At 39.0% G+C, this 25,873-nt stretch carries 29 protein-coding genes; 15 read left to right on the top strand and 14 right to left on the bottom strand.

What is annotated here, in order from left to right; genetic code table 11:
- Nucleotides 1–188 precede the first annotated feature (188 nt).
- On the top strand, nucleotides 189–338 hold the full coding sequence (locus tag ACFX5U_RS15365) for a hypothetical protein (RefSeq protein ID WP_400261293.1): 150 nt from the start codon (nucleotides 189–191) through the stop codon (nucleotides 336–338).
- Between the two features lie 87 nt (nucleotides 339–425).
- On the opposite strand, the gene ACFX5U_RS15360 is transcribed toward ACFX5U_RS15365, so the two are convergent.
- Both ACFX5U_RS15360 and ACFX5U_RS15355 read right to left on the bottom strand, forming a co-directional pair.
- Complete coding sequence (locus ACFX5U_RS15360) at nucleotides 426–848, bottom strand: MauE/DoxX family redox-associated membrane protein (protein WP_400261292.1); 423 nt, start codon at nucleotides 846–848, stop codon at nucleotides 426–428.
- A gap of 569 nt (nucleotides 849–1,417) precedes the next feature.
- A complete protein-coding gene (locus ACFX5U_RS15355) occupies nucleotides 1,418–1,873 on the bottom strand; it encodes a protein-disulfide reductase DsbD domain-containing protein (RefSeq protein WP_400261291.1) in 456 nt (151 codons plus the stop codon).
- Between the two features lie 246 nt (nucleotides 1,874–2,119).
- Here ACFX5U_RS15355 and ACFX5U_RS15350 point away from each other — a divergent pair, with 246 nt between their 5' ends.
- Together ACFX5U_RS15350 and ACFX5U_RS15345 are read left to right on the top strand one after the other, a co-directional pair.
- Complete coding sequence (locus tag ACFX5U_RS15350; RefSeq protein WP_400261290.1) at nucleotides 2,120–3,154, top strand: hypothetical protein; 1,035 nt, start codon at nucleotides 2,120–2,122, stop codon at nucleotides 3,152–3,154.
- 147 nt (nucleotides 3,155–3,301) lie between these two features.
- The gene (locus ACFX5U_RS15345; protein ID WP_400261289.1) at nucleotides 3,302–3,562 is read left to right on the top strand and encodes a hypothetical protein; all 261 of its coding nucleotides are present in this window, start codon (nucleotides 3,302–3,304) and stop codon (nucleotides 3,560–3,562) included.
- A 283-nt stretch (nucleotides 3,563–3,845) separates the two neighbouring features.
- Here ACFX5U_RS15345 and ACFX5U_RS15340 read toward each other — a convergent pair whose 3' ends face one another.
- Entirely contained in the window at nucleotides 3,846–4,082 is a 237-nt protein-coding gene (locus ACFX5U_RS15340) for a hypothetical protein (RefSeq protein WP_400261288.1), read from the bottom strand.
- Between the two features lie 944 nt (nucleotides 4,083–5,026).
- Here ACFX5U_RS15340 and ACFX5U_RS15335 point away from each other — a divergent pair.
- The gene (locus ACFX5U_RS15335; protein WP_400261287.1) at nucleotides 5,027–5,311 is read left to right on the top strand and encodes a helix-turn-helix domain-containing protein; all 285 of its coding nucleotides are present in this window, start codon (nucleotides 5,027–5,029) and stop codon (nucleotides 5,309–5,311) included.
- A 4-nt stretch (nucleotides 5,312–5,315) separates the two neighbouring features.
- Here ACFX5U_RS15335 and ACFX5U_RS15330 read toward each other — a convergent pair whose 3' ends face one another.
- Nucleotides 5,316–5,978, bottom strand: a complete 663-nt coding sequence (locus ACFX5U_RS15330) for a metal-dependent transcriptional regulator (RefSeq protein ID WP_400261286.1) — start codon at nucleotides 5,976–5,978, stop codon at nucleotides 5,316–5,318.
- 106 nt (nucleotides 5,979–6,084) lie between these two features.
- Here ACFX5U_RS15330 and ACFX5U_RS15325 point away from each other — a divergent pair, with 106 nt between their 5' ends.
- The 6 genes from ACFX5U_RS15325 (at nucleotide 6,085) to ACFX5U_RS15300 (ending at nucleotide 11,615) form a co-directional block, all read left to right on the top strand.
- Nucleotides 6,085–8,373, top strand: a complete 2,289-nt coding sequence (locus ACFX5U_RS15325; RefSeq protein ID WP_400261285.1) for a TonB-dependent receptor domain-containing protein — start codon at nucleotides 6,085–6,087, stop codon at nucleotides 8,371–8,373.
- 278 nt (nucleotides 8,374–8,651) lie between these two features.
- Nucleotides 8,652–8,819, top strand: coding sequence for a hypothetical protein (locus ACFX5U_RS15320; protein ID WP_400261284.1), 168 nt, complete (start codon nucleotides 8,652–8,654; stop codon nucleotides 8,817–8,819).
- A gap of 192 nt (nucleotides 8,820–9,011) precedes the next feature.
- A complete protein-coding gene (locus ACFX5U_RS15315) occupies nucleotides 9,012–9,389 on the top strand; it encodes a hypothetical protein (protein ID WP_400261283.1) in 378 nt (125 codons plus the stop codon).
- A gap of 67 nt (nucleotides 9,390–9,456) precedes the next feature.
- Nucleotides 9,457–10,023: a 2,3-diphosphoglycerate-dependent phosphoglycerate mutase gene (locus ACFX5U_RS15310; protein ID WP_400261282.1), complete on the top strand. Its 567-nt coding sequence runs from the start codon at nucleotides 9,457–9,459 to the stop codon at nucleotides 10,021–10,023.
- 106 nt (nucleotides 10,024–10,129) lie between these two features.
- Nucleotides 10,130–10,555, top strand: a complete 426-nt coding sequence (locus ACFX5U_RS15305; RefSeq protein WP_400261281.1) for a hypothetical protein — start codon at nucleotides 10,130–10,132, stop codon at nucleotides 10,553–10,555.
- Between the two features lie 190 nt (nucleotides 10,556–10,745).
- Complete coding sequence (locus ACFX5U_RS15300) at nucleotides 10,746–11,615, top strand: helix-turn-helix domain-containing protein (RefSeq protein WP_400261280.1); 870 nt, start codon at nucleotides 10,746–10,748, stop codon at nucleotides 11,613–11,615.
- A gap of 100 nt (nucleotides 11,616–11,715) precedes the next feature.
- Here ACFX5U_RS15300 and ACFX5U_RS15295 read toward each other — a convergent pair whose 3' ends face one another.
- The 6 genes from ACFX5U_RS15295 to ACFX5U_RS15270 form a co-directional block, all read right to left on the bottom strand.
- A complete protein-coding gene (locus ACFX5U_RS15295) occupies nucleotides 11,716–12,429 on the bottom strand; it encodes a transporter (protein ID WP_400261279.1) in 714 nt (237 codons plus the stop codon).
- Between the two features lie 307 nt (nucleotides 12,430–12,736).
- Nucleotides 12,737–13,801, bottom strand: a complete 1,065-nt coding sequence (locus tag ACFX5U_RS15290; protein ID WP_400261278.1) for a cytochrome-c peroxidase — start codon at nucleotides 13,799–13,801, stop codon at nucleotides 12,737–12,739.
- A 3-nt stretch (nucleotides 13,802–13,804) separates the two neighbouring features.
- A complete protein-coding gene (locus tag ACFX5U_RS15285; protein WP_400261277.1) occupies nucleotides 13,805–14,674 on the bottom strand; it encodes an MbnP family protein in 870 nt (289 codons plus the stop codon).
- A gap of 47 nt (nucleotides 14,675–14,721) precedes the next feature.
- The gene (locus ACFX5U_RS15280; protein WP_400261276.1) at nucleotides 14,722–15,570 is read right to left on the bottom strand and encodes a FixH family protein; all 849 of its coding nucleotides are present in this window, start codon (nucleotides 15,568–15,570) and stop codon (nucleotides 14,722–14,724) included.
- 357 nt (nucleotides 15,571–15,927) lie between these two features.
- Nucleotides 15,928–16,302 (bottom strand): hypothetical protein, encoded by a 375-nt coding sequence (locus ACFX5U_RS15275; protein WP_144243344.1) that lies wholly within the window; start codon nucleotides 16,300–16,302, stop codon nucleotides 15,928–15,930.
- A gap of 138 nt (nucleotides 16,303–16,440) precedes the next feature.
- Nucleotides 16,441–16,803 carry a VOC family protein gene (locus ACFX5U_RS15270; RefSeq protein WP_280566236.1) on the bottom strand — a complete coding sequence of 121 codons (363 nt, stop codon included), beginning with the start codon at nucleotides 16,801–16,803 and terminating at the stop codon, nucleotides 16,441–16,443.
- 336 nt (nucleotides 16,804–17,139) lie between these two features.
- On the opposite strand from ACFX5U_RS15270, the gene ACFX5U_RS15265 reads away from it, so the two are divergent.
- Nucleotides 17,140–18,708 (top strand): M28 family peptidase, encoded by a 1,569-nt coding sequence (locus tag ACFX5U_RS15265; protein ID WP_400261275.1) that lies wholly within the window; start codon nucleotides 17,140–17,142, stop codon nucleotides 18,706–18,708.
- Between the two features lie 75 nt (nucleotides 18,709–18,783).
- On the opposite strand, the gene ACFX5U_RS15260 is transcribed toward ACFX5U_RS15265, so the two are convergent.
- The 3 genes from ACFX5U_RS15260 to ACFX5U_RS15250 all read right to left on the bottom strand — a co-directional run bounded on the left by ACFX5U_RS15260 (nucleotide 18,784) and on the right by ACFX5U_RS15250 (nucleotide 20,867).
- Nucleotides 18,784–19,392 carry a hypothetical protein gene (locus ACFX5U_RS15260; RefSeq protein ID WP_280566238.1) on the bottom strand — a complete coding sequence of 203 codons (609 nt, stop codon included), beginning with the start codon at nucleotides 19,390–19,392 and terminating at the stop codon, nucleotides 18,784–18,786.
- Nucleotides 19,393–19,747: 355 nt separating this feature from the next.
- A complete protein-coding gene (locus ACFX5U_RS15255; RefSeq protein WP_400261274.1) occupies nucleotides 19,748–20,344 on the bottom strand; it encodes a hypothetical protein in 597 nt (198 codons plus the stop codon).
- Between the two features lie 127 nt (nucleotides 20,345–20,471).
- Nucleotides 20,472–20,867 carry a hypothetical protein gene (locus tag ACFX5U_RS15250; RefSeq protein WP_400261273.1) on the bottom strand — a complete coding sequence of 132 codons (396 nt, stop codon included), beginning with the start codon at nucleotides 20,865–20,867 and terminating at the stop codon, nucleotides 20,472–20,474.
- Nucleotides 20,868–21,158: 291 nt separating this feature from the next.
- Between ACFX5U_RS15250 and ACFX5U_RS15245 the strand changes: the two genes are divergently transcribed.
- The 3 genes from ACFX5U_RS15245 to ACFX5U_RS15235 all read left to right on the top strand — a co-directional run bounded on the left by ACFX5U_RS15245 (nucleotide 21,159) and on the right by ACFX5U_RS15235 (nucleotide 24,100).
- A complete protein-coding gene (locus ACFX5U_RS15245) occupies nucleotides 21,159–22,346 on the top strand; it encodes a hypothetical protein (RefSeq protein ID WP_400261272.1) in 1,188 nt (395 codons plus the stop codon).
- A gap of 63 nt (nucleotides 22,347–22,409) precedes the next feature.
- The gene (gene punC, locus ACFX5U_RS15240) at nucleotides 22,410–23,603 is read left to right on the top strand and encodes a purine nucleoside transporter PunC (protein ID WP_400261271.1); all 1,194 of its coding nucleotides are present in this window, start codon (nucleotides 22,410–22,412) and stop codon (nucleotides 23,601–23,603) included.
- A 119-nt stretch (nucleotides 23,604–23,722) separates the two neighbouring features.
- The gene (locus ACFX5U_RS15235) at nucleotides 23,723–24,100 is read left to right on the top strand and encodes a DoxX family membrane protein (protein ID WP_400261270.1); all 378 of its coding nucleotides are present in this window, start codon (nucleotides 23,723–23,725) and stop codon (nucleotides 24,098–24,100) included.
- A gap of 39 nt (nucleotides 24,101–24,139) precedes the next feature.
- On the opposite strand, the gene ACFX5U_RS15230 is transcribed toward ACFX5U_RS15235, so the two are convergent.
- A complete protein-coding gene (locus tag ACFX5U_RS15230) occupies nucleotides 24,140–25,195 on the bottom strand; it encodes a hypothetical protein (protein ID WP_400261269.1) in 1,056 nt (351 codons plus the stop codon).
- A gap of 413 nt (nucleotides 25,196–25,608) precedes the next feature.
- Here ACFX5U_RS15230 and ACFX5U_RS15225 point away from each other — a divergent pair, with 413 nt between their 5' ends.
- Nucleotides 25,609–25,749, top strand: coding sequence for a hypothetical protein (locus tag ACFX5U_RS15225; protein ID WP_400261268.1), 141 nt, complete (start codon nucleotides 25,609–25,611; stop codon nucleotides 25,747–25,749).
- Nucleotides 25,750–25,873 lie beyond the last annotated feature (124 nt).

The raw sequence follows: 25,873 nt of genomic DNA, 5'->3' as shown, positions 1-25,873 counted from the left end.
ATATCATGCTACTGTGCCTTTTGTCTGATGTTAGGCGCCGTACCAGCGTTTACTCTTCTGAGCAAGTGGTACGGGGCCAACATCATAACACAAGGAATAAACAATTATAAATAACACTATGATAAAGTTTCAATATTAATCGCAATCTCTAAATCACTACCTTTTACTAACACATTGGTCATACTTTTATGGTGCTACATTGCGCAGCAGGTCTCTTCCTGCAGATAACAGATGATGATCGGTTTTTTGCGGTCATCCATCGCTGGAATGGTACAGATCATAACGTGGCCCTTCACAGTGTGGTGGATGATCACCATATAGGGGGTACTGATTTTTAGCTTTTTGGTCGCCTTCTTTTTTGCAGCAGGGGTGTATGAAAACCATGGCATAATCGTGGTGCTTTTATAGATTAAAAAGCGTAAACTTTAGTTTCTAAATAAGTTAAACTGCTCCATGAGGACGCCCACTAAGGCAATACATGTCAATCCTATATTAACTTTGAGATGTTTTCTCCAAGTCATTCTCTTGAATAGTGCACCCGAAGAGCTGGGGTAGATGTCATAGATCTGAAAAATAATCCCGGAGACATAGAGCGTGAAGATCAACATCAATCCGAAGGAGAAATACAAGCCCAACAACATGGTCTCCGGGAACAGCAACAGACAGACAGCACAAATTTCTAGTAAAGGGATAAGCCAAGTCAAAATTGGAACAGTCCATTTCGGTATGGCTTGTGACCCTAAGATTCTGCCAAATGACTTGAGCCTAGCAAGTTTTGGTACCGCTATGTAAGCCCAAAGAAGGGCGAACGTGGCAGCAATGATATATGTAATAAATGTCGCAATCATAATGTCAGTTTTTATCTGGTGAATTAAACTAAGACTAAGGTAAAGAGGAAAGTAGATGGAGCGTTAGCAGATTTTTTACATTTTTATTGTTACATCTGTTGCAAAAAAAATGTAAGAAATGCGACAGTTTTATTGTTACAATTGCGCATTTTTTATCCCAATTCAATACAAAAATACTGTTGTACAATAAATGTCACTTTGGAGATAGTGGTTTTTTTCGTTTTCGGCTAATTGCGGCATCGAGATTGTTGCAAAGCGGAATTCTGCGTGAAATTGGGAAGTTTGAAATTTTCCTTGTTTTTTTATGAAGGTTTTTCACCCAGAAATACTACTTAATGGATGCTGAACTCTCCCATGTAGGGAATAGCCTAGCTGGCAAGTGGCTCTCGGGGTGAAGATGCAGGAGTATGTTGGTTTTCGATCGAAGTTTTAATTTATTGAGGAATCAGCTGTTGATAAAGCGGATTATGAATTTATCTTCCTGTATTAACATTCTTGAATATTTTAGTTTATGCAATTGTTCTCAATCTGAAGTTCTCAATCTGACCAACTGAAGCAATAGAAAAGCTTTATTTAATTGGTATTATAAAAGCGTATTCTTCTTGTGGTAAACATTGCGTGGCATCACAACTTTGCCATTTAACTACACCCCTAGCATTGGCAACCCCTTTATCATTATTCAATTTTACCTTTTGCTGAAAAACGACTTCATTGATAAAATAACCGACATCCATCTTGAACACTTTTTCGTGTTTTACTTTTGGTGATGGTGCTAAAGTTTTGCCAATTATTGAAAAATCTACAGATTTTTGAAAGGAAAACGATGTTGGTATGGGACCATCACCGTTTAAATTTAGAGCATAAATATGCCAACCATTCTGGATAGTTGCTTTGACGAAAAGCACGGCCTCTTTGCTATTTATTTTTTTACTAGCAACTGTCCATTTTACAGGTTTGTGGATCTGTCCAAATGACGCTGTAATCGTTAAAATTACAGAAGTGATGAGTAATAATATCTTTTTCAATTGTATAGTGTTTATTTAATTCTGAAGTTAAATTAGTAAATATTACGTTGATATCGTAATGAATGGAATATTAGTCGTTCGTCCCTAGTATTGGTCATTCATCCCTAGTTTTTGGTGATTCGTCCCTAGTATTGGTGATATGAGTAGTAAATTAAATGATATTTTATTTAGTATTTTAAACTAATTTAATTAGTTTTTATGGATATTGTTTTGTATCTTTAAAGTAATAACCAATTCACTGAATTTATGAATTCAAGAGAGACAGAGCCAGGTATTATTCCGCGTAAGCAGAATGATGAGTTGCTCAAAGGCGTATTTGAGGAAAATTTTCATGATTTTCTACTCTTTATGTATCCGAATGCAAAAGAGTTATTTGATTTTGATCGTGGATTTTCATTTAAGAATAAGGAATTATTTAAGATCATCCCCGACCGTGAGCGTTCAGATGGTAAGCGTATCGCAGATCTATTAGCGAAGGTTTATTTGAAAGATGGTACGGAGAAGTGGATCATGGTACATACCGAGATTGAAGGAGGTAATAGTTGCGATTTCGCGTATCGTATTTTTCAATATCACTACCGTATTCGTGATAAGTTTGACGTACCTGTGGAGACCATTGCAGTCTTTACTGGCGACCGCAAGCAACGTAGGCCTTGCGAATATTTGGAACAGGGGATACACACCTCTATACATTTCAAATACCTGTCCTATCAAATTTTTGACAACTCGGCGACAGAACTTCTGGATTGTGATAATATCTTTGCTTATATTGTGGTAGCCTGTCAAAAGGCATTACTAGAAGGGAAAGTTCCAGAAGAGGAGTTGGCAGAAGATCGAAGCACGATCGTTCGCGCACTTCTGGCGAGTAAGAAATATGATAAAGAGCGGATTATGCATTTTTTATTTTTCTTAAAAAGCTTTATCTTTATACAAGATGAAACAATAAACAATAATTTTGATTCATATATTTACCAAGTGTCTGGAGGCGCTATCAACATGGGAGTTATAGAAATAATTAAAAAACAAGAAAGAGAAGCAGGGATGTCGGCAGGGATGTCGGCAGGAATGTCGGCCGGAATGTCGGCCGGAATGTCGGCAGGATTAGCAGCTGGTATTGAAAAAGGACGATTAGAGGAACGTGCTAAACTCAAAGCAGAAAAACAGAAAGCTGAGCGTGAAAAAGCGATGGCTATTGCATTAGAATTTAAGAAAATGGGGCTACCTATTGCTGATATAGCTAAAGCTACTGGCCTTTCCATCGACGAAATCGAAAAACTATAATAGGAATACGATAAGATATATTGAACCGATTGGGATGGCCAGTCGGTTTTTTTATTTTTCTTAAAAAGCTTTATCTTTATATAAGATGAAACAATAAACAATAATTTTGATTCATATATTTACCAAGTGTCTGGAGGCGCGATCAACATGGGAGTTATAGAAATAATTAAAAAACAAGAAAGAGAAGCAGGAATGTCGGCAGGAATGTCGGCCGGAATGTCGGCAGGATTAGCAGCTGGTATTGAAAAAGGACGATTAGAGGAACGTGCTAAACTCAAAGCAGAAAAACAGAAAGCTGAGCGTGAAAAAGCGATGGCTATTGCATTAGAATTTAAGAAAATGGGGCTACCTATTGCTGATATAGCTAAAGCTACTGGCCTTTCTATAGCTGAAATTGAGAAGTTATAATAAGAATACGATAAGATATATTTTCAATTATTTCAACCTTTTTACAGCTTCCTTTATCTCAGGTAAATCCATTTTATACTTTTCTAAATCCCATCCGGGTAAGTATTTATCCATAGGAGGTAGCCCCATAGATACTCGGCGACTTTCAAGATTATCATCATCAACTATTGGGTAGAGGAAATTTTGTTTAGTTGTTTTGTTAGTAAACTCTTGACTGCCATATAGCTGATCTTCACCTTTACGGATTCCTTTGTGCTTTTTAGTATATAATTGTATTCTGTTTTTAGATAGGTTTCAAAAGTACATTAGGGGTCTCTATTCCATTTTGAAGGGCATAAATTATTTCCGCACATAATGCAGCTGTAATAATAGGCTTGCCCATATGATCAAGGGCTCGTATAGCACAGAGATATATGTTTGCACCGGGACATGGGGGTGCTGTAGGGCCATATAATGTATAATTATTGGGATCGCAAGGGTCTGAAGGGGGGGTAGTTAGTGTATATAAGTACCAAGGCATAATTGTAGTGCTTTTATGGATCAAAAAGCTTAAACTTTTAAGTAACGCCTACTCTTTTATAGGATTTTTGGCAAACTCCTGATGTTGAGGTAGACTTATGGGATATAATATTCCTGTTTTAAAATGATGTTCTCACCATCGCGACCGGAATGAACGCTTGCAGCCATTTCTCTCTGAAGCGATTCATCAATGATGGGTAATCCGGCGGAATCAAAGCAGGCTTTGATGGCATAGATCTTATCGGAAACAGTCTCTGTTGGATGGCGATTTCTTGCCTACCACATAGCGTGTGTATTGAAGGGGATCCACTGGGTCCAATCGTGTGCCTTGCTTGGGTGTAAAAAGATACCATGTTCTCATCGTCCAATACTTTGCAAACCTAAGTTTCACTTTTCGCTTACTCTATTGCAGGGTTTTCAGCATCGCCCTTTTATCGTTTGCCAGCTTTTGTTTTTCGACTTGATAATAGGCACCGCACCAACATTTACTCTTTTGTAAGGGAAGTGGCGCGGGCCTACATCAAAAACCGAAAATGAAAAAAAACAATCAAAAGCATGGTTCCAACAGCTTAGCTTTCTAGTCAATTACAATGCTCTATATGGACACCCAAAAGGGTGATATTTGTCAAAAGAGCTATCTTATAATTGTTGCAGTCCTAATTTCGTTTTACTGGCTATTTGAACTAAGACTAAGATAAAGAAGAAATCGGAGGGAGTGTTACCGCAAATGACCCACTTTTTTTGTTACATCTGTTGCAAAATTAATGGGTCATTTGCGACTCTTTTATTGTTACAAGTGCGCATTTTTTATTGTATCATGCTAAATAAATCCTGCTTCTCAAAAAATATTGATTTAATGATGGAATTTTTTTTCAATTTCTGTTCATTACGGCATCGAGATTGTGGGAGAGCGGAATTCTGCGTGAAATAGCAAATCTTTTGAAGGTGAGTAAGAAGAGTCAAATTATCTTCTCTAGGTATAATCAATTATTAGAACAGATGGGCGAGCAGATAAAACTTGCGAGGAAGCGACGTAAGCTGACGACTATTCAGGTAGCGGAGCGTGCAGGTGCGCGATCTAATTTATATTTGATTGAAAAGGGTGATGCAAGTGTGGCATTTGCAGCCTTTTTTAATGTTCTTATAATATTAGGATTAAAAGAGGATATATTAAAAGGGGCAACTGAATTTTGCGTGAAACAAATAAGGTATCAGATTATCGTTTGGTGAACATCTACTTCATAATAGGTTCAATAAGTAATTTTTCACATACCATGTTGCTCAATACTTCTCTAGTGCTATCCGCATAATTGACAACCATACTTTTGTCAAATGGTTCAATGGATACAACCGTGATAATAGCCCCTAGTAAAAGTTGTCGACTACTCAAAAATCGAAGCAATTCTTCAGAAGAAGGTTTTACAGCCATAAATTTGACCACATCACCTGTTTTACAGTCACTTAATTTGATGAATTTCTTTAATTTTAACTTCCCATTTGCATCAGGTATAGGAGATCCATGTGGATCGACTTCGGGAAAACCTAAAATTTGATCCATTTTTGCAAAAAAAGCAGGAGACTGAATATGTTCAATCTGTTCGGCAATGTCATGTACTTCTTCCCATCCAAATCCCATTTTTTCAACAAGGAACATTTCGGTCAGACGGTGTTTACGGATAATCAAAGATGCTTCTTTCTGACCTTTTTCCGTAAGTCTTAGTGGCTTATAGCTTTCATAAACAACTAAGTCTTTTTCGCTCAGTCGTTTCATCATACCATTTACCGTAGGCATCTTAATATCTAATAACTTACTTAACTCGTTCACGCTTGCTTCACCTTTTGTACAGGTCAACGTAAATAATGCCTTTAGGTAATTTTCTTCTGTATGGGATATCATTATTACAAAAATACAAATTATTAGCATAGGCTAACAATATTGTTAGAAAATATTTGTTAGCATGTGCAAACTTTGTAGTTTTGCTAAACTAACAAATAAGATATACATGATGAACATTAAATTTTTTCTAGTAACATTTGGTCTGACATTAATACATTTGACGATTTCAGCTCAGATTAGTCAATTGAAAGGTAAGATAACGGACAGTGAGGGTGAGCCTATTGAATCGGCTACGATCACTATACCTACTTTGGGTATTGGAACCAAAGCGGATAGTCTTGGATATTATGAGCTTAATAATATCCCCTTGGGTAATTACCCAATAAAGGTGAGTTTTATAGGTTTTAGCACAAAAACGCTACAGTTAAGTGTCAACGGTACGCAACCTCATGTAAAGAATGTGGAATTGATATCGATGACCAACCGATTGAACAGTGTAGTGGTTACAGGAACCCGAACCGCTCGTCGCAGATTGGAAAGCCCTGTGGCTGTTAATATTTTAGATAGTAGAACATTCGATATCACGCAGTCCAATACACTAGCCGATGGTCTGTGTTTCCAACCGGGGTTACGAATGGAAACTGATTGCCAAACCTGTAATTACACCCAGTTGAGGATGAATGGATTAGGAGGTTCTTATTCTCAGGTATTGATCAATAGCCGTCCCGTATTTAGTTCATTAATGAGTTTATATGGATTGGAACAGATACCGGCCAATATGATTGACCGCGTTGAGGTAGTAAGGGGCGGAGGATCAGTTCTGTATGGCTCTTCTGCTATCGCTGGAACGGTCAATATATTGACCAAAGAACCGCGAAAAAGCTCCTTTACGATTTCTAATAATACTTCTTTGATTGGTAAAAAAACATTAGACCATTTTTTCAATGCAAACCTTACGGTCGTAAATGAGGAGGAAAATGCAGGAGTCTCAATTTTCGCCTCTCATCGAGATCGCGACTCTTATGATGCAAATGGCGATGGTTATTCCGAAATGCCGCTATTGTTAAATAATTCCTTCGGATTCAACTCTTTCCTGAAGTTAACTCCTCAAGATAAATTAGAAATAAATGGATGGAGTATCAATGAGGAGAGAAAAGGTGGAAATAAATTGGACTTACAAGCTGATAAAGCCGATCAATCGGAGTATCGCTTGCATAATATAGTAGTAGGTGGATTTAATTATGAACATCAGTCGAAAGATAAGGATCAGTCTTTCAGTGTATACGGTTCTGCACAGAATACGAAAAGAACCCATTATACCGGTATAGATCAGATTGATGCTTGGGGCCGTACTAAAAATCATTCCATGCATGGAGGTGTACAATATAATTATATTGCCAATAATTTTTTGAATGGAAAGAATACCTTTACAACAGGAGTAGAGAATCAGTACGAATATACTTTTGATGAAATCAAAGCATATGATTACCTGATCGATCAGCATGTCAATTTATTCGGTGCTTTTTTGCAGAGTGATTGGGAGATAAACAATAAGTTGACACTATTGTCCGGACTTAGGCTCAATAAATCCAATCGTATCGATAAACTCGTACTGACACCCAGATTCAGTGCGCTATATAAGTTAGGAAGCGAAATCCAACTAAGGGCTTCCTATGCAAGAGGATTTAAAGCACCACAGGCACTGGAAACCGATATGCACATGGCGTTTGCAGGTGGTGGGGTGTCCGTAATAAGGACCGATGCTAACCTGATGGAAGAGACTTCTAATAGCTTCAACGCTTCTCTAGATTTTAACAAACCAAGTGAGCACTTTATATATGGTTTTACTATTGATGGATTCTTTACACGTTTGTACGATACCTTTGTTTTGGAAGAAGTGGGCGTTGACCAAAATGGTAATCAACAATTGCTGCGCAAAAATGGAGGTAATTCGTCCGTAAGAGGGGTAACTGTAGAAGGCCGTTTGAATTATGATCAAAAAATGCAGTTTGAAATGGGGGTAACCTTCCAAAAATCAACTTATGATAAAGCTGTTTCTTGGTCATCGGAACTCGAAGGGAATAAAAAATATTTACGCTCACCGGATACTTACGGTTTTTATACCCTTAGTTTTTGGCCTCAAAATCGCTTCAATGCCGTATTGTCGGGCGTATTGACAGGACCTATGCTGGTTCCCCATTTCGCTGGTGCTCCAGGTATTGATGCAGATGTAGTGAATACTTCACCTACATATTTGGAAAATAACGTTAAGTTCTCGTATCGTTTTACCCTAAATCAAGTTAAGCAAGATTTACAATTTAATATTGGTGTACAAAATATGTTCAACCAATATCAGAAAGATTTTGATATCGGAAAAAATAGAGATAGCAACTATATCTATGGTCCCGGTCGACCGAGAACATTCTTTTTGGGATTGAAGTTTGGATTGATGTAAAACAGCAAAAGATCGTATCTACTATTAATTGCATACAATTTAATAGTAGTAATGGTTGGCCTTCTTTTTGAGAAATTTTTAAACTTTACTAAAGGGAGGCCAACCTTTTTTGTTGAAGATCATCTTTTTTTCTCTATCCGTAATAGTTAATGTATATCACCTATATCTACTGAATTATGGACAAACCACATCTCATTAAAAATAACAAGCTAATAATTTTGTTAGGTCATGCTAACTTATTACTTTTGTTAAGCTAAGTTGTAAAATATGTTTTGATTATGGATTACGTAATAGAATTACTGGAAGTGAAAAGGAATTATCTGGAACGGGATATTCGAGATAATAATTTGATGCAGATGAATATGAAGAAAGCTACCGAGCAACTGCATCAAGTCGGGCAGTTAAAAAGAGCAATTAAAATATTGAAACAGAAAATTAAAAAATAATGAAGATTACACACGTGTTACCCGAACCACCCTATGATGTAAATGCATTGAACCCGATCGTTACGGAAGAAACTTTTTATTAACACTATGGTAAACACCATGTTGCTTATGTCAATAATCTAATAGGGTTTTGGGAGATCATAAACTGGGATTTTGCTAACAATAATTTGAAATAATATGAACTATACCTGTATGAGCCAAACAGAAAACTATTGGCAGACATTGACATCCTCGAGCAATATGCATTTTGAAAAAGGAGATTTTAAAAATGCGCTATCGGGGTATGAAGATGCTTTGTGTCGCGCTGAGGTATTGAACAATCATATTTCGGATTGTATCCGTTTGCAGATTCCTTTCATTCAGGTATATATTATCTCCTGTAATAATCTAGCTAATACCTATGAAGTGTTAGGTAAACATGAGGATACCGAGAGTATGTTAAAACGAAGTGTTTACTATTTGCTGCATCTGGCAAAAAATAACATGTTGAATATGGACGAGATACATGCAGAAACTGAGGAGAAGTGCGTTGAACTATGTAAGTTTTGTCGACAAAACAAATCAAGGTAAAATAAAACAAGAACTGCTTTTTAAGTTACTTAAGGAGCAATTTTTAGAAAAATAATAAAAGATCACAATGAAATTAATTCTTATTCGGCATGGACAATCGCAATGGAATCTTGAAAACAGATTTACGGGAAGGAAAGATGTGGATCTGACAGAACAGGGTAGAAAAGAGGCTTATCATGCAGGTATGCTGATCAAAGATATTCCTATTGATGTGGCGTTCACTTCATGTTTGGTAAGAGCAGAGCATACGTTAGCGATCATACAAGATGTCTGTGGACTTCAAGATATTCCGGTTATTAAGAATGCTGCCTTGAATGAACGGGGCTATGGGAATCTAGAAGGGATGGATAAAGCAGATGCAGCTAAATTATTTGGTGATGACCAAGTGCATATCTGGCGTCGGTCTTACGATATCCCTCCTCCTGGAGGTGAGAGCCTGAAAGATACCTATAACCGTACTGTTCCTTATTTCTTAAAGACGATCATGCCCATGTTGCAAGAGGGGAAAAATGTATTGATCGTTGCTCATGGCAATAGCCTGAGATCGTTGGTGATGTATCTGGAGAAACTTTCTCCTGAAGAGATATTGAATCGTGAGATAGGGACTGGTATTCCATTACAATACGAACTGTAAACAATAGATCATCTCTTCGATCTGTATCGTTTTTAAATTTGTACTCGATAATACTTTGTAGTTCCATTTTCAAGGAATTCAATTAATTTATCTAAGTTTGCAGTTCATGAAAAGAACACTTTTATATATCCTATCCGTACTCATGCTTATCCAAGCATGTTGGGGTCTTGTGATTATAAGTGCCTTTTATATCAATCGCGATTATATAGCGCAATACCTCTGTGAAAATAGGGGCAACCCGCAATTACACTGTGAAGGTAACTGTGTGCTGATGAAGAAAATGAAAAAAGCGCGCGATAATGAAAAGAAAAATATTGAGAATAAAATAAAAGAAGCGAATTTTTTTGTGCTTGCATCAACCACCGATCTGATATCGCCATGGTTGCAAGAGGATATGGATCAACAACCAAATTTTGATCAGAGAAATACACTTTATACCTTTCATGTTTTTAATCGTATGCTGCGTCCCCCCAATCCACAGCATCTCCCTTTATCTGTTTTTACAGCTAATTCTTCGGCTATCCTCGCTTAAAAGAGCTTAGTTTTCGTAATTATTATGTTGATTTTTTTAGTTCTTGAAACTTAGCGTTCAGGGCTTTATCATGCTATTTTATCGAATTGCTGATGAGAACAATACGTGCGATACACGTTGTCTTTGCAGTATATGGGCAAACGACTCGTCGTACTCCGCTAGAATCTCACTTCACATTTTTACCTTATCTATGGTTATCAAAACCGGAAATATCAATACATTAACGTTGGGTCATCTTGACCCTGCTCATAATGGGATTATTGTTTACAACCTTCAAAAGGATGGTTTGGGCTGTCTTCAAGAACTGCATCTACCCAATAGACGGACATTTTATACGGTCATCTATTTGACATCGGGTGTTATAAACATCAACATGGACAAGTATGCTTGTCGATTGGAAAGTATGCAGGTAATTTCCTTTAGTCCAAGTACTGTGTTGCGGGTATTAGATGAAAATGAGAAAAAGGAAGGTTGGGTGCTGCTGTTTGAAGCCTGTCTTTTTACACAACAGCATGATGATGGGCATCCTCATTTTTCTTTCTTGAGGGAACAGAAAATGCAAGCACAAGCTCTGGTGCCGGAGGAGAGGCAGGTCTGGAATGTGATTTTGGAAACGATGCAAAGGGAGTATCGCTACAGGCATCCTGATGCTAAAAATATATTAAGGTCTTATCTAACTATTATTTTAGAAACATTGGATCGGAATGTCTTTCCCGAAATGGTGTCATTGCCGAAAGATGAAAAGGAAGAAAAGGTTATTTCTTTTGAACGCTTATTGGAAGAGCGATATGCCAATCAACGCTTTCCTTCTTTTTATGCGGACCAGCTTTTTATTTCGGCCAATTATCTCAATCGCCTCTGCCGGGAACGGAGGGGAATATCTGCTGGGCAGATGATCCGTGATCGTGTACTTGTGGAAGCTGAAAGGCTGCTCATTCATACCTATAAGCAAATAGCTGAGATATCTTTTGAACTTGGATTTGAAAATGTATCTTATTTTATAACCTTCTTCAAGAAAAAATATGGGCATACACCTGAAGAGTTTAGGAAGATGCAATAAGGAGCCAATAGGATAGATGTGTTGCTGTCCTGAAATCATCATCGCGCTATTCTGTATTTAAGGATAGCGCGATGATGATTGTGCAAGTTAAATAAGCTTGTTAGAAGCTATAGGATACATGGGTGAGAAACCTGTCTCCTGCTTGTACGCGACCGTCTGCAAGGTTCTGGTCGAGCGGTGATTGGTAGTTGCCGCCAAAGGATATTTTCCCAAGGTTGACTTCTACCCCTATAATGCCTGTAGTGGAGTGCCCGCCAGATTGTGCCACATCATATTTTCCATAGACCACATCCTTACTTTGGGTTTCATAGATTAGGCCAGCATTGGGTGCAATACGGACTTTGTTCTGGATATTGAACTTGTAATAAGCGAGGGCATTGGTCGTAAATTTATTGGCATATCGGTAATCGTACTTGTTCTCTGTATTCATTTTATAGGTGGCATTGACGTTCAAGCCGACATCCATTAATCTGACATCATAAGCCAGATTGACCATAAAATCCGTACTGGCTGTCCCCAATTGAAAATTATTGGGAGCGTCTTGCGCGGTATTGCTGCGTTCACTTGCGTCGTATTTGCCTGTAGGAGCTTTTATGCCAGCACCTAGCCAGAGCGAATGGACCAGCATTTTATTGGATGAGGTGCTGGTTGCTTCTTCGAATATTTTGAAGTACCCCATGGCTACGACATCTCCCAATCCATTTTTTTCGCCCTGCTCTCCACTGCCTTTAATGCTACGGGCATTGAAGTTATACGGTAGAATGGCCATTACCCGCCAACGCTGCCCGATGTTCCAGGCTCCCCACATCTCCATGCTTTGATAGGTTTCATCAGCCGTAAGTGGTGTGCGATTGCCGGTTGGTCCAAGGTGGGAGAGGAGGGATTTATGCTGGTAGCGAAGACCGACGAATCGCTTGTTGAAATCGGGGAGGATACCTATATAATAACTTCCTACTCCACATCCACAGATGTCACATGCTTTTGAAAAGGGTATCGCGATACCGCAGGCCAATAGTGTCAATAAGATGTATCGCATATATTTTCCCATTCGATTGTTATTATTCATTTGTATCTATTTTTATAGTGTGCATATTTAGTTAGTTATTTAGTTAGTTAGTTAGTTAGTTCACGGTAAATCCTGATCCTATTTCGGGTTCGGCCAATAGTTTATTGGTTACAAAATCCCGATCATCCAATGTTTTGAGGAAGCTGATCAAGTTATTTTTTTCCTCATCGGTCATGCTTATACCCAGCGAACCGTCAGCACGCCTAAAGATGGGGTCTAAGGTCGGAGAGTCCACCATGCCATCGCGGTAGTGCTCGATCACGCGATTGAGGGTCAAGAAACGACCATCGTGCATATAGGGTGCGGTATACGATAGGTTCCGAAGACTGGGTACCTTAAATTTGTATCTGTCTGCAACATTCAAGGTTACAGAATCTCTACCCGTGTCATGCGCGCGATTAGGGGAAAGTCCATTATTGCGGTAGCTCCTGTCCGTAAATAACGGTTCGCTATGGCAGGATGAGCAGTTTTTCTGAAAGAAGAGATAGCCCTTTTGCTCCTGATCTGTAAATGAATAGCCTTCCTCTTTGCGCATGACATGATCGTATTTTGAATTGCTGCTTACAGCCATTAACATGTATTGCGAGAGTGCTTTAAAAAAGCGCGCATCTGTGATTTCGGCGGTCCCAAATGCTTTTTTGAATAGCGCCGGGTAATCCGGGTGTGCGCGTAATTTTTTGAGCACATTTGGAACGGTTTCATCCATTTCTACCGGGTTGGTTATGGCATTTACTGCTGTCAGATCGAGGTCGAATACTCCACCATCCCAAAAGAACTCTTTTTGCCAAGCCATATTCATGATGGGCATGGGATTGCGTATGCCGAGACGGTCGTCAATACCATGGCTCACATCATGACTATGATGGGTGAAAGCCGAAGATTGAATATGACAGCTTCCACAGGCGATGGTATTATTGCGCGATAGCCTAGGCTCAAAGAATAGGCGTTTGCCCAATTCAAATCCATCTTTTGTGATCGTGTTTCTTGCGAAATTATACACTGGCTCTGGAAAATTGCTCGGCTTCACGAATCCTGTGAACAATTCTGGAAGCGATTCTTCTCCTTTTTTGCATGCCCAAACCAAGACTAAAAGTCCAATAATCACTGCTATTTTTTTCATCCTCTATAGCTCTTCTTCACTCTTTACAAAATTTTCAGTATGATCATGCGTAAATAAACTCGGGAAATTATTGGCAATATTGACGCTGTAATCACTGAACATAACATTGGGGTGCGCTACTATACTAAAATTATGGGGACCATTGAACACTTTCATGATATCGACAAATAGGTGGACATTACTGCGTAATCCGGCTCTCACTTGTGCTGTGCCTGCGTTTTTAAGGTCTACGGTAACCGTTTTGATATTGTTGATCGTAGGGGCACTGTAACCACCAAATCCACCGATATGGTATTTGAACTGTTTATTTCCCGTAGGATCTCCTTGTTGATCATCCGAAATGAGATCACAGTAGCCTTCCATTTTGAAAAAGATGTAGCCACTGTTCCAGCCCCAGTACATGCCACCTCCATGTCCTTCCTCTGCATCGAAGGAAAGTACACCGGTTCTCTTTTCTACGGGCATGGTATTTCTAAGGCTGTCTACACCGATCACAAATTCGATTTTACTGTAATCTCCTTCAGGCACGTTTACTTTTGTAAATCGTGTTGTCCGATCTGCAGCATTCACTAAAAAATAACTTGAATCTTGGGGTACGGTATAGCTACTTCCATCCGTTTTATACACTTTGATATTACTGATGAAATATTGTAATAGTTTGATCCTAAAAGGTTCTCCTTTTGCATTTTTATATACCCTTGATTCCAAAGCTAAAGTCTCTTCACCTACGATATTGTCAAATTCGATAGAGAATTGCCCTACTTTTTCTTGGTCTGGTAAGGGAGCTTCAGTCTTGCTACATGCGTAAAATAAGGATAGGAGGAGGGTCAGCACTGCTGCGCGTGCGATTTTGCTACGTACTTCTGTTTTCATCGTTTTCATTTTAATATAATTAGTGTTTATATAATTTTTATAGGGTGTTACTTTACTTTGACGGTATAAATGAGGGTATCCTCCGATAGGGTTTCCTTATCTTTCATAAGCTTCACTTTAACGATCCATTCTCCAGGCATAGAAAAATGGATCATCCCTGAATACTTTCCGTTTCCAATGCTTTTTGCATGTTCATTTTCTGAAGAACCATGTTTCATCGCGGGCATAAAAGGTTCGATCGCTACTGTATAGTCATCGACATTGGACAAGATTTCTTTATCCTTTTTACTCAAGACAAAGGCTATGGTCTGTTTCCCTACTTTAACTTCCTGAGGAAGTAAGCACGATACAAATAGCTGGTCATTACGCTTTGTTTTAGTAAGTAGGGTACGCGTAAAGGAGTCTTGGTGTACTGGTAATGAAAATATTAATGTGTCTGTTTTGTCTTCCTCTTTTACAATGGTCTTGAATAGCCACCCCTTTCCCATATCTTTTATATTCGCCATGTTAAAGACCACATCAGCACGGTAGACTCCATTTCCTAAATTCACTAGTGGGTAAGATGGTCCCGGATGTGACATCATTCCCATATCCATTACGATTTGATAATCTAATGAGGCAGCTGAATTCGTTTTATCATTTTCATATTTAAGGTATAGGGATTCGAACTTATTTGATAGCCTATCGGAGGTCCAGAGTGATATTTTTTTACTGTCATATAACGTATCCGCGAGCTGTATCATGTGGGATAGATCTACGGTTGAATCTGAACTGCTCATGTCAGTTATTGCTATTGTTTGTTTCGTTGTATGGTTGCAACTGTACATGGATAAGACTAGCGGTATTAGATACAAGTGCTTAGCAGCTACTGTTATACTTCGTGTAATTGTTTTCATTTTTAATAAAATATGTGTTTATATAATTTTTAGAGATTATCCACGACTCGGTTACTGACGAAATCTTGCGCTGGGCTAGCACTATTTTTCATAAGCTTCACATTGATTTTTGTGCACACGCGCATGGTGTAGGTCAGCATCAGATTCACCCTGAAATGTACTACCACAAACAGCAGATGTTCGGCATGCGCAATATGCCACGCATCGGATATTCCTAGCTCAATAAATGAGCATACAGCGCGTGTCTGTATACGCTTTAGGGTTGTTTTTGGCGCTCTTGATAGCGTGTGCAGTTCTATATGATTCGTGAAAGATGAAAAAACTTATTGGACAGATTTCGTCAGTTGACTTATGCCATTAAGCGGTGTAGAGTGGGGGATGAAAGATGGTTTCTGCAAATTGAAAGGTGTACATATTATCTTTCAAATCGTATTTTGGAACACGGATCTGCGGATTGTATTTGTTTTTTTTGAAGTCGAAGATATCCATAGGATGGATATAGGCAAGTTGGTCTAGATTTACAGGTGCTTGTTTCGTTTCCTTTTCAGCCTGTTTCTTTAATTTCTGCATCAGTACGCACTGACCGTTACAGTGCATGAGTGGTTTGTCTTTATTGAGACAGAATTTAGCGTATGCTATTGTATTGAGCTTGTAATCGACGAGCATACCAATCTTGCTGAACGTCTGAAATAAGAACGTCAGTAAAAGTATGCATATGGTCAATTGTTTCAAGTCAGTTAATTTTTGTACAAATATACTGCCCTAAAATTGATTCCAGTTTTGATTTTCGTGCAGATGATACTGCATTTCGGAACATATACAGGCGAGTCCCATTGGACGACTCGCACGGTTCATGCTGGTGGTACGGTTTTATTCAGACCAAACGGCCAATTCATTACCATCTGGATCGATAAATTGAAACCGTTTACCTCCGGGGAAACTGAAAATATCCTGCGCGATGATACCTCCTGCTTTGATTACCTTTTTCAAGGTCGATTCGATATCCTTTGAATAAAGAACAATCAGTATGCTTCCTTTTGCGGGTGTACCTGTTGTAAATCCACCATCGATATAGTCGCCTTCAAAGGCCGTGTAGTCTGGTCCGAAATCAGTGAAGTTCCAATCGAAACTGGCCGTATAGAATTTTTTGATTTCTTGAAGATCCTTCGATAGAAATTCGATGTATTGGATCTGTTCGTGTTTCAGTTTATTTTGTGTGGTCGTATTTGCCATAGCCTTTAGATTATAGATACAAACTTAAATAAATTTGTACGACTTGTGTTTGGTTGAACCTAAAAAATATTCATGCTCATTTTTAGCTTGCTAATTATAACTAATCTGTCATAACTGATGCGGTTGAATTAGTAGCAACCTGTATTATATACAGGTTGCTATGCGTAATTCTTTAGTCTTGTGTACGACCTACCCGGAAAGTTTAGTATGGCATTGTCAAAATTTATCAATTATTCATTAGGGAACTACCTAAAAGTGGGAAGCTACTTATGTGTACTTATCGCTTTGATGTGATTGTTGCCAATAATTTCAAGGAATAACCTTTCAATAATTGATATGAAAAAAATACAATTTTTACTCTTGCCTTTTTTACTGTTCTGTACAGCATCTTTTGCGCAAAACAAGGATGCGCTAGGCTATGCGAAAGTTATCAATAGCAGCAATGCCAGGGCGCATCTTACTGTACTTTCCGCTGACGCATGGCGGGGTAGGGAGGCTGGAACTGAAGGTGGTGATAAAGCGGCCCAATATATAGCCGATTATTATCATAAAGTAGGGCTAAAGGGGCTGGTAAATGGGGGATATAGACAGGAAGTGGAAGCCAGGCGCATCCCATTAGCTGAATCTTTATGGGTTCAAGGGGCTGCTTTTAAACCGGTGGTCGATTTTTTTAATATGCCCGCATCGGTTTCTATGACTGGTTTTCAGCTGAAAACGGATAGCATACTCTTTGCTGGTTATGGGGTTATTGATGACGGTTTGGAATCGTACAACGATTTTCAGGATCAAGCCATAACGGGTAAGGTGGTCATGTTGCTCGGGTCTGGACCGCGAGATGCAGCTTTCTCTTTTCAGGATAAAATTAAATACTTGTCTTTTCATAAGGCTAAAGCGGTCTTGATGGTGGAACCGGTGGTGGATAATAAGTCGGATGGTCTTATGCAACACCTTTCGAACGAGCAGATGCTGTTGCAGGGTTCACCTGAATTAGCGGCAGTGCAAGCGATGGAACAAGGGATGCCGCTGATCTATATCGGCCAAAAAGTGGCGGATGCGCTCTTGAAATCTGCTCATACCGATCTTGCTGCTGTCCGGGAAAAACTGACGGAAACCAACAAGCCCTATCCTTTTGTCTTTAAAACCGACTTTGCGGCTACGGCTTCTCGAGCAGTGGAAACGGTGCATACTGCCAATGTATTGGGTTTTTTGGAAGGATCCGATCCAGTATTGAAAAATGAGGTGCTGTTGCTGAGTGCGCATTATGATCACCTGGGGGTAAATCATTATACCGAAGGTGATAGCATCAATAATGGTGCTGACGATAATGGGTCTGGTACTACTGGAGTGTTGCTTATGGCGGATGCGTTTGCACAGGCCGCTAAGGCGGGGAAGGGGCCTAAACGTAGTATCCTCTTTATGGCGACTACTGGCGAAGAAAAGGGATTGTTGGGCTCGTCCTGGTATGTGGACCATCCGGTGGTGCCGCTCGATAAGATCATAGCCAATCTAAATGTGGATATGATCGGACGGACGGATACTTTGCCGCATCCTGATCATAATTATATTTACATCATCGGCGCGGATCGACTGAGTACCGATCTGGATCGGATAGTGAAAGAAACCAATACCACTTATACAAATCTTGAACTGGATGAACGGTATAATGTGCGTAACGATCCTTTTCAATTGTATTACCGATCTGATCATTACAATTTTGCGAAGCGAGGTATACCGGTTACCTTTTATTTTAGTGGATTTCATGCAGACTATCATAAGCCTAGCGATGAAATTGAAAAGATAGATTTTGATATCCTCTGCAAAAGAGCACAGTTGATCTTCTATACGGCATGGGAGTTGGCGAATGCTGCGACCAAACCTGTGGTGGATAAAAAGGTGGAAAAATAGCGCGGTATATGAGGTGGGCATTGGGCATTTAGGTGGACAATCAGGTAGATAGGTAGATAGGGATTGTCCTTATGGTTATTTTTGGTTCTTGATCTGCTTTTTAGCCCTGTCGTAGGTTTGTCTGCAGATACCCAGATGCATGGCTTTGATGGTCGAATTGGCTACTTGACTAAATAATGGATTATCTGCTTCAAAGTGGATAATACGCTCTTGTGTAGGTGCATTGAGCAGGATGATACGGTCTTGATAACTTTGCTCTTTCTGGATGCTCAATTCTTCCATATGCTGTGCTATTTCTGGAAATGCATTGCGCAGGTCAAGGAGGTCTTGGTAGGACATGGAAAGTACAGGTCCAGCTTCAATCATCTGAATCGTATGATTGCGCGGCATATCTTGAAAAAGGCTGTTATTGAAGATAATGGGCTCGTTCTTTTCCCATATGTAGGTACCGATATTGCTTTGCGTTTTTTCATTAAAATAATAGCTGTGTACCATAGCATTGACAGATAGCCAGGCGCGACCTTCTGCTGCTGGTCCTGGAGATTCTAGTACCTGATTTTTGAGCGCTTTTTGAATACGAGTTATCTGAACGGCTCGTTCCATCAGCTCCGGTTGCTTTGCTGCTGGAACCAGAAGTTTCGACTGTAGATAGCTTAAAAGTAATTTTTGTTTTAAATCGTTCATAGTGAGGATTAATAATAAAATGGTTTTCAGAAAGATAATGCATAGCCCGTGAAAAAAAAGTGACGAAAGTCACTTTTTTTAATGATATAGGACACTTATTTTAAAAATCTGGGTTTAAATGACTTTAGGGGCCATTGAAATCTGAAAAATGGTTACTTTTTTTTGATAAATTGTTATAATGTACACTTTTATTGATTTTTGGTGATGATTAATGAGGTGGATATGGTGCTGAAAAAGATGGTTTAAGGATTCGCCCGTGTGCTGGATGCAGGTATGGAGCTGAATATGATGGTCATAATTGAATAGTTAAACATCAACTCTTTTACAGCTGTACCGTAAAAGAGTTGATGTGGAGTTATACCTGTCGCCTGATGTAACCGTATCTTTTTCTTTTTAGACCTACGTGCATCGCCTTGATGTCGAGGTTGGTAATGCTGCAGAACAGTGGGTTTTCCTTCTCAAACCTCATGATGCGATCTAAAGAGGGCTCATTGAGCAACTGGATCCGATGCTGATGGGCTTGCTCATTCTGAAGGATGATCTGTTCGATATCGGCAGATACTTCTGGAAATTCACTGCGAATGGTCAGCATATCCGGATAGCTAATCGAAGTGACGATCCCGTCTTCGAGCATCTGTACATAATTAGTCCGATCGGTGCCGTTCAACAGGCTCGATGCAAATAGGATAGCTTCTTTTTTCTTCCAGATCTGTGTCCCATAAATAGCATCTTTTTTCTTGCTGTAGTAATAGCCGTGAACCATAGCTTGCGCAGAATACCAAACGCGCCCTTCACTGGCTGGGCCCGGTGATTCCAAATCTTGGAGTTTTAGGGCCGATTGGATCGTGAACATGGGAGCTATACGCTCAAACAATAATTGCTCGCGATCAGGCATTAAGTTGAGCTTTGTCTTTATATAATGCTTGATCAGGTTTTCCTTATGTTCTTTCATGACCATTGCTTATTACTGATCGATCTTGTATGATTTTGTGATGTAGTTTAGGTTTAGCGTTTAAAAGATAGAAACGCGATTGATTTAAGTTGTTCATAATTTATTAAGTTTATTTTGATTTACAAGATTAATATTGGGTTAAGGACGATATCGGATGAGAAACCATAAGCGGTAGTGGAATTGGATTGACCGAGCTCATCATCATAAGTGGTGAATTGGGATCGGACATGATGATATCTTTTGCATCGGGTACATCGTCTACGGCCAGGGTCTCTTTATAAAAGTTGATAGGTTGACCAGATTCCCAAGTCGTAGCAATGCCCTCAGCAAGCATCGATTTAAAGGAGTCGGACATACTGCTGATCTGGATGATTTGATTTTTATGTAAATCAAAATGGGTCGCCATGAATAGGGCGAAATCAAGGCGGATTTGCGTAATCAGAAATTGTTGTTCTGATAAAGTAAGTTGGAACATTTCCTCCTGAAATAAGCCGACTCCCTCATTGTTAAGAATTTTTTTCATATTTTATTTTTATAATTAATACAGTTATAAAAATCGGAACATTTTGAAGTCGAAACAAGAGCATTGTACAGGTATTTTCGATAATGTACACTTTTTTGCTATTTATTTTCCGAAATGTACATCGTGTACATCGCTTAGGATGTTAAAAATACGCCGTTTTTAAAATATTTAATTATACTGTAGGAAATAGTTTTGTTTATGTAAAATGATTTTATATTTTTATAATCGATTTTATATTGATTTGTAAAATCGTAAAGAACCAATTTGTAATTTGAATAAATTATTTTCTCCATGATTAAAAATGAGTTAGTGAAGCGGATTTATAGTCTTGCTGGTATTATACTGTTTGCCCTTTTGATTAATCTAGGCAGTGCTTGGGATGACCTTATCGATCGTTTGGAAAAACCGATGTTTGTAAAGATGGTCATCGGCACTATTGGACTGCTGTACGCTTATTTGTTTCTTGTGCAAGGGATATACAAACAGCTAAACAAGGCTGATTCTTGGTACGGGAAACAAAAAGAATATATCAAAATGTTGATTTTTGTACTACTTAGTACAGCTGTGGTTGTGTTTATACACTTGTTTGTCGTCGATTTTTTGTTAGCACAACGCAACCATCAATCGGTCTTCACCGAGCATTATTTTAACAGTGACTTTTGGTTCTTTTTCATTCCGTCATTGCTCTATATTATTACGCTTTATTACAAACCCCAAATACGATTGTTCCATATTTCTAAAGCACCTGTATTGCTACAAACAAGCGTAGCTGAACCATTGGAGGAAGAGGTTATGGAGAAGCAGGCTGTTGCCGAAGTGTCTGTGGACGAAGAAGATGTGGTTGATAAACCCATTGCAGCAGATCTTAAGGTAGAAGAGGCTTTCATAGCAGGGGATTTGGGTGAAAAATTAGCGAAATCGAAGTTACACCCGTCTATTGATGAAAATCATGAATTGCTTAAGTTATGGCGAGCGTCTGGAGATGTGGAATATTTGTTTGATTATTTTCAAATGCTTTTGAACGACGAGAAATGGCACTTGGAAGGGCAAATACCGCTCTGGAAAGCTGTTGCTTTTGAAAGAACTAAAATCATTACCTATGTTTATTTTGCGAATGGTGAAAAATGGGTACTGCACGATATTGATAATGCCGTATTCGATAATCCATGGGTGATTAAAATCTCCAATAATTACCATTTAAATATGCTTTATGCCACCTTGGAACGGAAAAAGATTATGCTCAAGAAAGCACATGGAAATAAGCTTAAAAGTCCTAAAAAACTACAAAAAGTTGATGTTTTAATACTACATGAAAATGTTGTAAATGTATTGCTGGAGGTGATGAAGGTTAATCAACTAAATTATATGCTCATCATAAGCCGGCGGATGTTTGACAATTATGAAAACTTTTGCAGATTGGCAGAGCTGAAGAAACTTGATGTAGAGCAGTTGGGAGATGATTTTGGCAGAATTGAATAGTTGTGGGGCTCGAACGCTATTAAAATCCTATTGATTACCTTTGCACAAATTTAGGGAATCGTCATGGCGGATAAGAAGAATAGTTTTTTGTTTTTGGTATACTTGGTCGGATTGAGCATCATTGGTTTTTTGGCGACAGATATGTATCTGCCGGCATTTGATGTGATGCGCATGGATTTCTCGACCGATAAAAGCAGTATAAGTGCAAGTTTAAGTGTTTTTTTGGCAGGATATGCACTTGCTCAATTGGTGTGGGGGCCAATTTCTGATCGTGTAGGTAAACCTAAAACGATACTCATGGGATTGACAATCTTTACACTCGCTTCTTTGAGTATATTTTTTACACATCAAGTTTCGTTATTATTATTGTTGCGCCTGGTACAGGCCATAGGGGTATGTGCTGCTGCTGTGAGTTGGCAAGCTCTGGTTGTAGAACGTTATCCTGCTGCTCAGACCAATCGGATCTTTGCCACAATCATGCCTATGGTGGCTTTATCGCCGGCATTGGCGCCTTTGCTTGGCGTGTATCTGCTCAAGCATTTTGGTTGGAGATCGATATTTATCACCCTAGCGATTTTAGCAATCCTGCTGATGGTATATACCTTTACGCTAATGCGTAGCCAATCATCAGGTACTGTAGAGAAACCAAAAGATCTGGTGAAGACAAATCGCTCTTACTTCTCTCTCTTAGGGTCTAAATATTATGTGGGCAATGTGTTGATATACGCTTTCTGTTCGGGTTCGTTTTTTGCCTGGTTAACCGGGTCTCCTTTCTTTCTCAAAGAATTGGGTTATGATGAGAGTCAGATCGGATTGAGTTTTATCCCGCAGACAATCGCTTTTATGGCAGGGGGATATGGTTATAGATCACTCTCTAACCGTGTGGAAGGAAAAAGATTGATGCCTTATTTACTGTTCTTATATTCGATATCACTGATTGCGATTTATATAATCAGTATAACGATGACGCCTACCTTGACCATACTTTTGATTCCCTTTTGTATCATGGCGCTTGCCAATGGTGCTTGTTATCCCATAGTGGTGGCAAAGGCGCTCAGTGTTTTTCCCAACAACTTGGGGAAAGCTGCGGCATTGCAAAACACCATCCAACTCGGTATCTGCTTTATAGCGAGTGCCATTGTATCTATTTTTTCTAAAAATGCCTTGTTGGCAACTACTATTGTCATGGCTGCTACTGTTCCTTTTGTATATATCGCACACCGATTGACGCTCAAAGGTAAGGAGTCGAATAGCTAGCTTAATCTCTGTGCGCATTCTTTTTTGTCATATGCTGTAACCTTTTCATCGTAGCCCAACTCTAATCTTGTATAAATCGATATTGATTTATGTAAATTAAATATAACGAGATGGAAACGATGAGTTTACAACGAGGAATTAAAGCTATATTTTCCTTACTGAGGATTACTTTGGGAATTGTGCCCATTGTTGCGGGCTTGGATAAATTTACCAATATATTGACCAATTGGGAGCAGTATCTCAATCCCGTTCTGGTCCAGATATTGCCCTTTTCTGCGCATACCTTCATGATGGTGGTGGGCGTTATCGAAATCATAGCGGGGATACTCGTTTTGAGGCGTCCGGTTATTGGTGGGTATGTTGTGGGTGTGTGGCTTACTGCTATCGCATTGAGCCTTTTGGCGAGTTTTAGTTTTGTTGATGTGGCGGTACGTGATCTTGTGATGGCAATTTCCGCTTTCTCACTGGCAAAAATGGCGAAATTAATAGAAAACTAATCTGGAATTAGCATCAACGAAGGCATCTTAGAAACCCTATTACTCCACTTTTCTGCTCGCCATATGCTGTTCTCCTGCATATAGCACAATAATATACTTGGCAACTGCTCTTATTGAACCTGGCTCATGTATGGCCTTGTAAACAGTTGGTTCGAAAGGCTTGGTGCCATCTTTATCCTGTTCAGCTCGTTCGGTGTCATGTGCTGTTATGTAATCTGTTGAGGTATCTGTTTTGAAATGACCGAGCCTGTTGAAGGCAATCATTTTTATGGGTTGTTCGTATTGTTGACATTCAATCGCTACATATTGTACTTCGACCCAACAGGTGCAGTATTTCGGGATCAATAAATAGAGGATGGCAAATAGTAAGAGCATAAAAATTGCACCTCCTAATAGACACGATACGAGATTGAAAGCAGTGGCCTGCGCTACTGCTTTATTATTTATAGTTTGATTCTCCGATGGCGGTTTTCCCGCTACGGTCCTTTCCCAAGGGACCTGCTCATACAACTCCTTATTGAACTTATTGGCAGCAATCAGCTCCTGTTGCAAGTCGATAAGGAGTTTTCTTTCTTCCGGAATAATATGATTCCGCTCCTCAATTCCATCCATAATTCCATTTTCCAATATTACTTTTTCAATGTTTTCCGGCTCTTCTGCAACAGGTTGTAGCGGAATGGCGTCAGCTTCTTGCTCGCTATCGTACTTTTGATAATTTATTTTTTTAGAATTCCGCAATTCTCGCCATTTGATAAATGGCCTTGGTGCGAACTGAATAAGTATCGCTAACAGTTTAACAATACCCTCATCGGGATTGGTTGTTTTTTCTGTCATAAAATTTTTCAGGGGTTTAAGTTTGTCGAGCTCAAATCGACGAATGCCAGTCTCTAGGTCGCTATATCTATTGGTTGGATCAAAAAAATCGCTGAATACTTGGATGTCTTCTCTTGATAGTCCATTTGCAAACAGTTTAAGACTGAAATTTCTCAAGTTTCCAGGTGTTGGATTCTCCAGTTTAATATCTAGCACATGCTGGGAAAGCTTTTCCCGATAGGTATTTATAACCTCTTTTTTAAATTCTTCAAACTCAAACATTACTACAAAATTAACCCAACGGTCGCACCGTATTTTACGGAAAACCGTAAAATGAATCCCTCAAAAATGTCCCCTTATTGTCCGGAATAATCGGAATTCTATAGGAATTTCTGGAATAGTTATGGAATAGTTGGAAATACTGGAATACCCTGATGATTAGCTGTTTATGTGCTATAGATTTGATTTCGAAATCATGGTTCTAACGATAAGTTCTTGCAAGGACAGGTACGGAACAGGTTTCGAAAAGAATGGATATCGCGGTCGTCAAAACCGGTTTGGGAAGCAGTTCTTGTCTCCCGCGATTGAAGTTCACACTTCCCAAAAAATTCAGAAGGCCTTCTGAAAACATTGTAGTAACCCCGAGCATGAAGCACGTGGGCCTACCAGGTTTTTGACTTTTAATTTTTTGAAAAATGTGGTATTTCATTTTAGCACTTTTATTTGGTAATCCTTCAGATTCACATACAAATAATGAACAAACTGTCATGCAGACGAACAGCGATCCTGAAAAGAGTGGTGGCGGTGATAAGGGACACGTTCAACCAGGTAAGTAATTGCCTATATAATGATTAGAATAAGACAACTTCGGTTGTCTTATTCTGTTTTGGGAGGAAGGGTTGTTTTTAAGATTAAAATTCGATATTTTCGAACAAAATACAACTCTTATTGAAAGGCTTC

It is taken from the genome of Sphingobacterium sp. SG20118 (assembly GCF_044740685.1).
In the GTDB taxonomy this organism is placed as follows: Bacteria; Bacteroidota; Bacteroidia; order Sphingobacteriales; family Sphingobacteriaceae; genus Sphingobacterium.
The sequence above is the reverse complement of the archived record's forward strand: the minus strand, read 5'-3'. Positions and strand labels throughout refer to the sequence as shown.

Excerpts from the sequence above, each read along its gene's own strand:
- ACFX5U_RS15270 (WP_280566236.1), bottom strand. The coding sequence starts at position 16,803 with ATGGCAAATACGACCACACAAAATAAACTGAAACACGAACAGATCCAA.
- ACFX5U_RS15245 (WP_400261272.1), top strand. The coding sequence starts at position 21,159 with ATGATTAAAAATGAGTTAGTGAAGCGGATTTATAGTCTTGCTGGTATT.
- ACFX5U_RS15365 (WP_400261293.1), top strand. The coding sequence starts at position 189 with ATGGTGCTACATTGCGCAGCAGGTCTCTTCCTGCAGATAACAGATGAT.
- ACFX5U_RS15250 (WP_400261273.1), bottom strand. The coding sequence starts at position 20,867 with ATGAAAAAAATTCTTAACAATGAGGGAGTCGGCTTATTTCAGGAGGAA.
- ACFX5U_RS15255 (WP_400261274.1), bottom strand. The coding sequence starts at position 20,344 with ATGAAAGAACATAAGGAAAACCTGATCAAGCATTATATAAAGACAAAG.
- ACFX5U_RS15360 (WP_400261292.1), bottom strand. The coding sequence starts at position 848 with ATGATTGCGACATTTATTACATATATCATTGCTGCCACGTTCGCCCTT.
- punC (WP_400261271.1), top strand. The coding sequence starts at position 22,410 with ATGGCGGATAAGAAGAATAGTTTTTTGTTTTTGGTATACTTGGTCGGA.
- ACFX5U_RS15280 (WP_400261276.1), bottom strand. The coding sequence starts at position 15,570 with ATGAAAACAATTACACGAAGTATAACAGTAGCTGCTAAGCACTTGTAT.
- ACFX5U_RS15320 (WP_400261284.1), top strand. The coding sequence starts at position 8,652 with ATGGATTACGTAATAGAATTACTGGAAGTGAAAAGGAATTATCTGGAA.
- ACFX5U_RS15310 (WP_400261282.1), top strand. The coding sequence starts at position 9,457 with ATGAAATTAATTCTTATTCGGCATGGACAATCGCAATGGAATCTTGAA.
- ACFX5U_RS15290 (WP_400261278.1), bottom strand. The coding sequence starts at position 13,801 with ATGAAAAAAATAGCAGTGATTATTGGACTTTTAGTCTTGGTTTGGGCA.
- ACFX5U_RS15340 (WP_400261288.1), bottom strand. The coding sequence starts at position 4,082 with ATGCCTTGGTACTTATATACACTAACTACCCCCCCTTCAGACCCTTGC.
- ACFX5U_RS15225 (WP_400261268.1), top strand. The coding sequence starts at position 25,609 with ATGTGGTATTTCATTTTAGCACTTTTATTTGGTAATCCTTCAGATTCA.
- ACFX5U_RS15305 (WP_400261281.1), top strand. The coding sequence starts at position 10,130 with ATGAAAAGAACACTTTTATATATCCTATCCGTACTCATGCTTATCCAA.
- ACFX5U_RS15260 (WP_280566238.1), bottom strand. The coding sequence starts at position 19,392 with ATGAACGATTTAAAACAAAAATTACTTTTAAGCTATCTACAGTCGAAA.
- ACFX5U_RS15325 (WP_400261285.1), top strand. The coding sequence starts at position 6,085 with ATGATGAACATTAAATTTTTTCTAGTAACATTTGGTCTGACATTAATA.
- ACFX5U_RS15350 (WP_400261290.1), top strand. The coding sequence starts at position 2,120 with ATGAATTCAAGAGAGACAGAGCCAGGTATTATTCCGCGTAAGCAGAAT.
- ACFX5U_RS15300 (WP_400261280.1), top strand. The coding sequence starts at position 10,746 with ATGGTTATCAAAACCGGAAATATCAATACATTAACGTTGGGTCATCTT.
- ACFX5U_RS15315 (WP_400261283.1), top strand. The coding sequence starts at position 9,012 with ATGAGCCAAACAGAAAACTATTGGCAGACATTGACATCCTCGAGCAAT.
- ACFX5U_RS15235 (WP_400261270.1), top strand. The coding sequence starts at position 23,723 with ATGAGTTTACAACGAGGAATTAAAGCTATATTTTCCTTACTGAGGATT.
- ACFX5U_RS15330 (WP_400261286.1), bottom strand. The coding sequence starts at position 5,978 with ATGATATCCCATACAGAAGAAAATTACCTAAAGGCATTATTTACGTTG.
- ACFX5U_RS15265 (WP_400261275.1), top strand. The coding sequence starts at position 17,140 with ATGAAAAAAATACAATTTTTACTCTTGCCTTTTTTACTGTTCTGTACA.
- ACFX5U_RS15285 (WP_400261277.1), bottom strand. The coding sequence starts at position 14,674 with ATGAAAACAGAAGTACGTAGCAAAATCGCACGCGCAGCAGTGCTGACC.
- ACFX5U_RS15345 (WP_400261289.1), top strand. The coding sequence starts at position 3,302 with ATGGGAGTTATAGAAATAATTAAAAAACAAGAAAGAGAAGCAGGAATG.
- ACFX5U_RS15295 (WP_400261279.1), bottom strand. The coding sequence starts at position 12,429 with ATGGAGATGTGGGGAGCCTGGAACATCGGGCAGCGTTGGCGGGTAATG.
- ACFX5U_RS15230 (WP_400261269.1), bottom strand. The coding sequence starts at position 25,195 with ATGTTTGAGTTTGAAGAATTTAAAAAAGAGGTTATAAATACCTATCGG.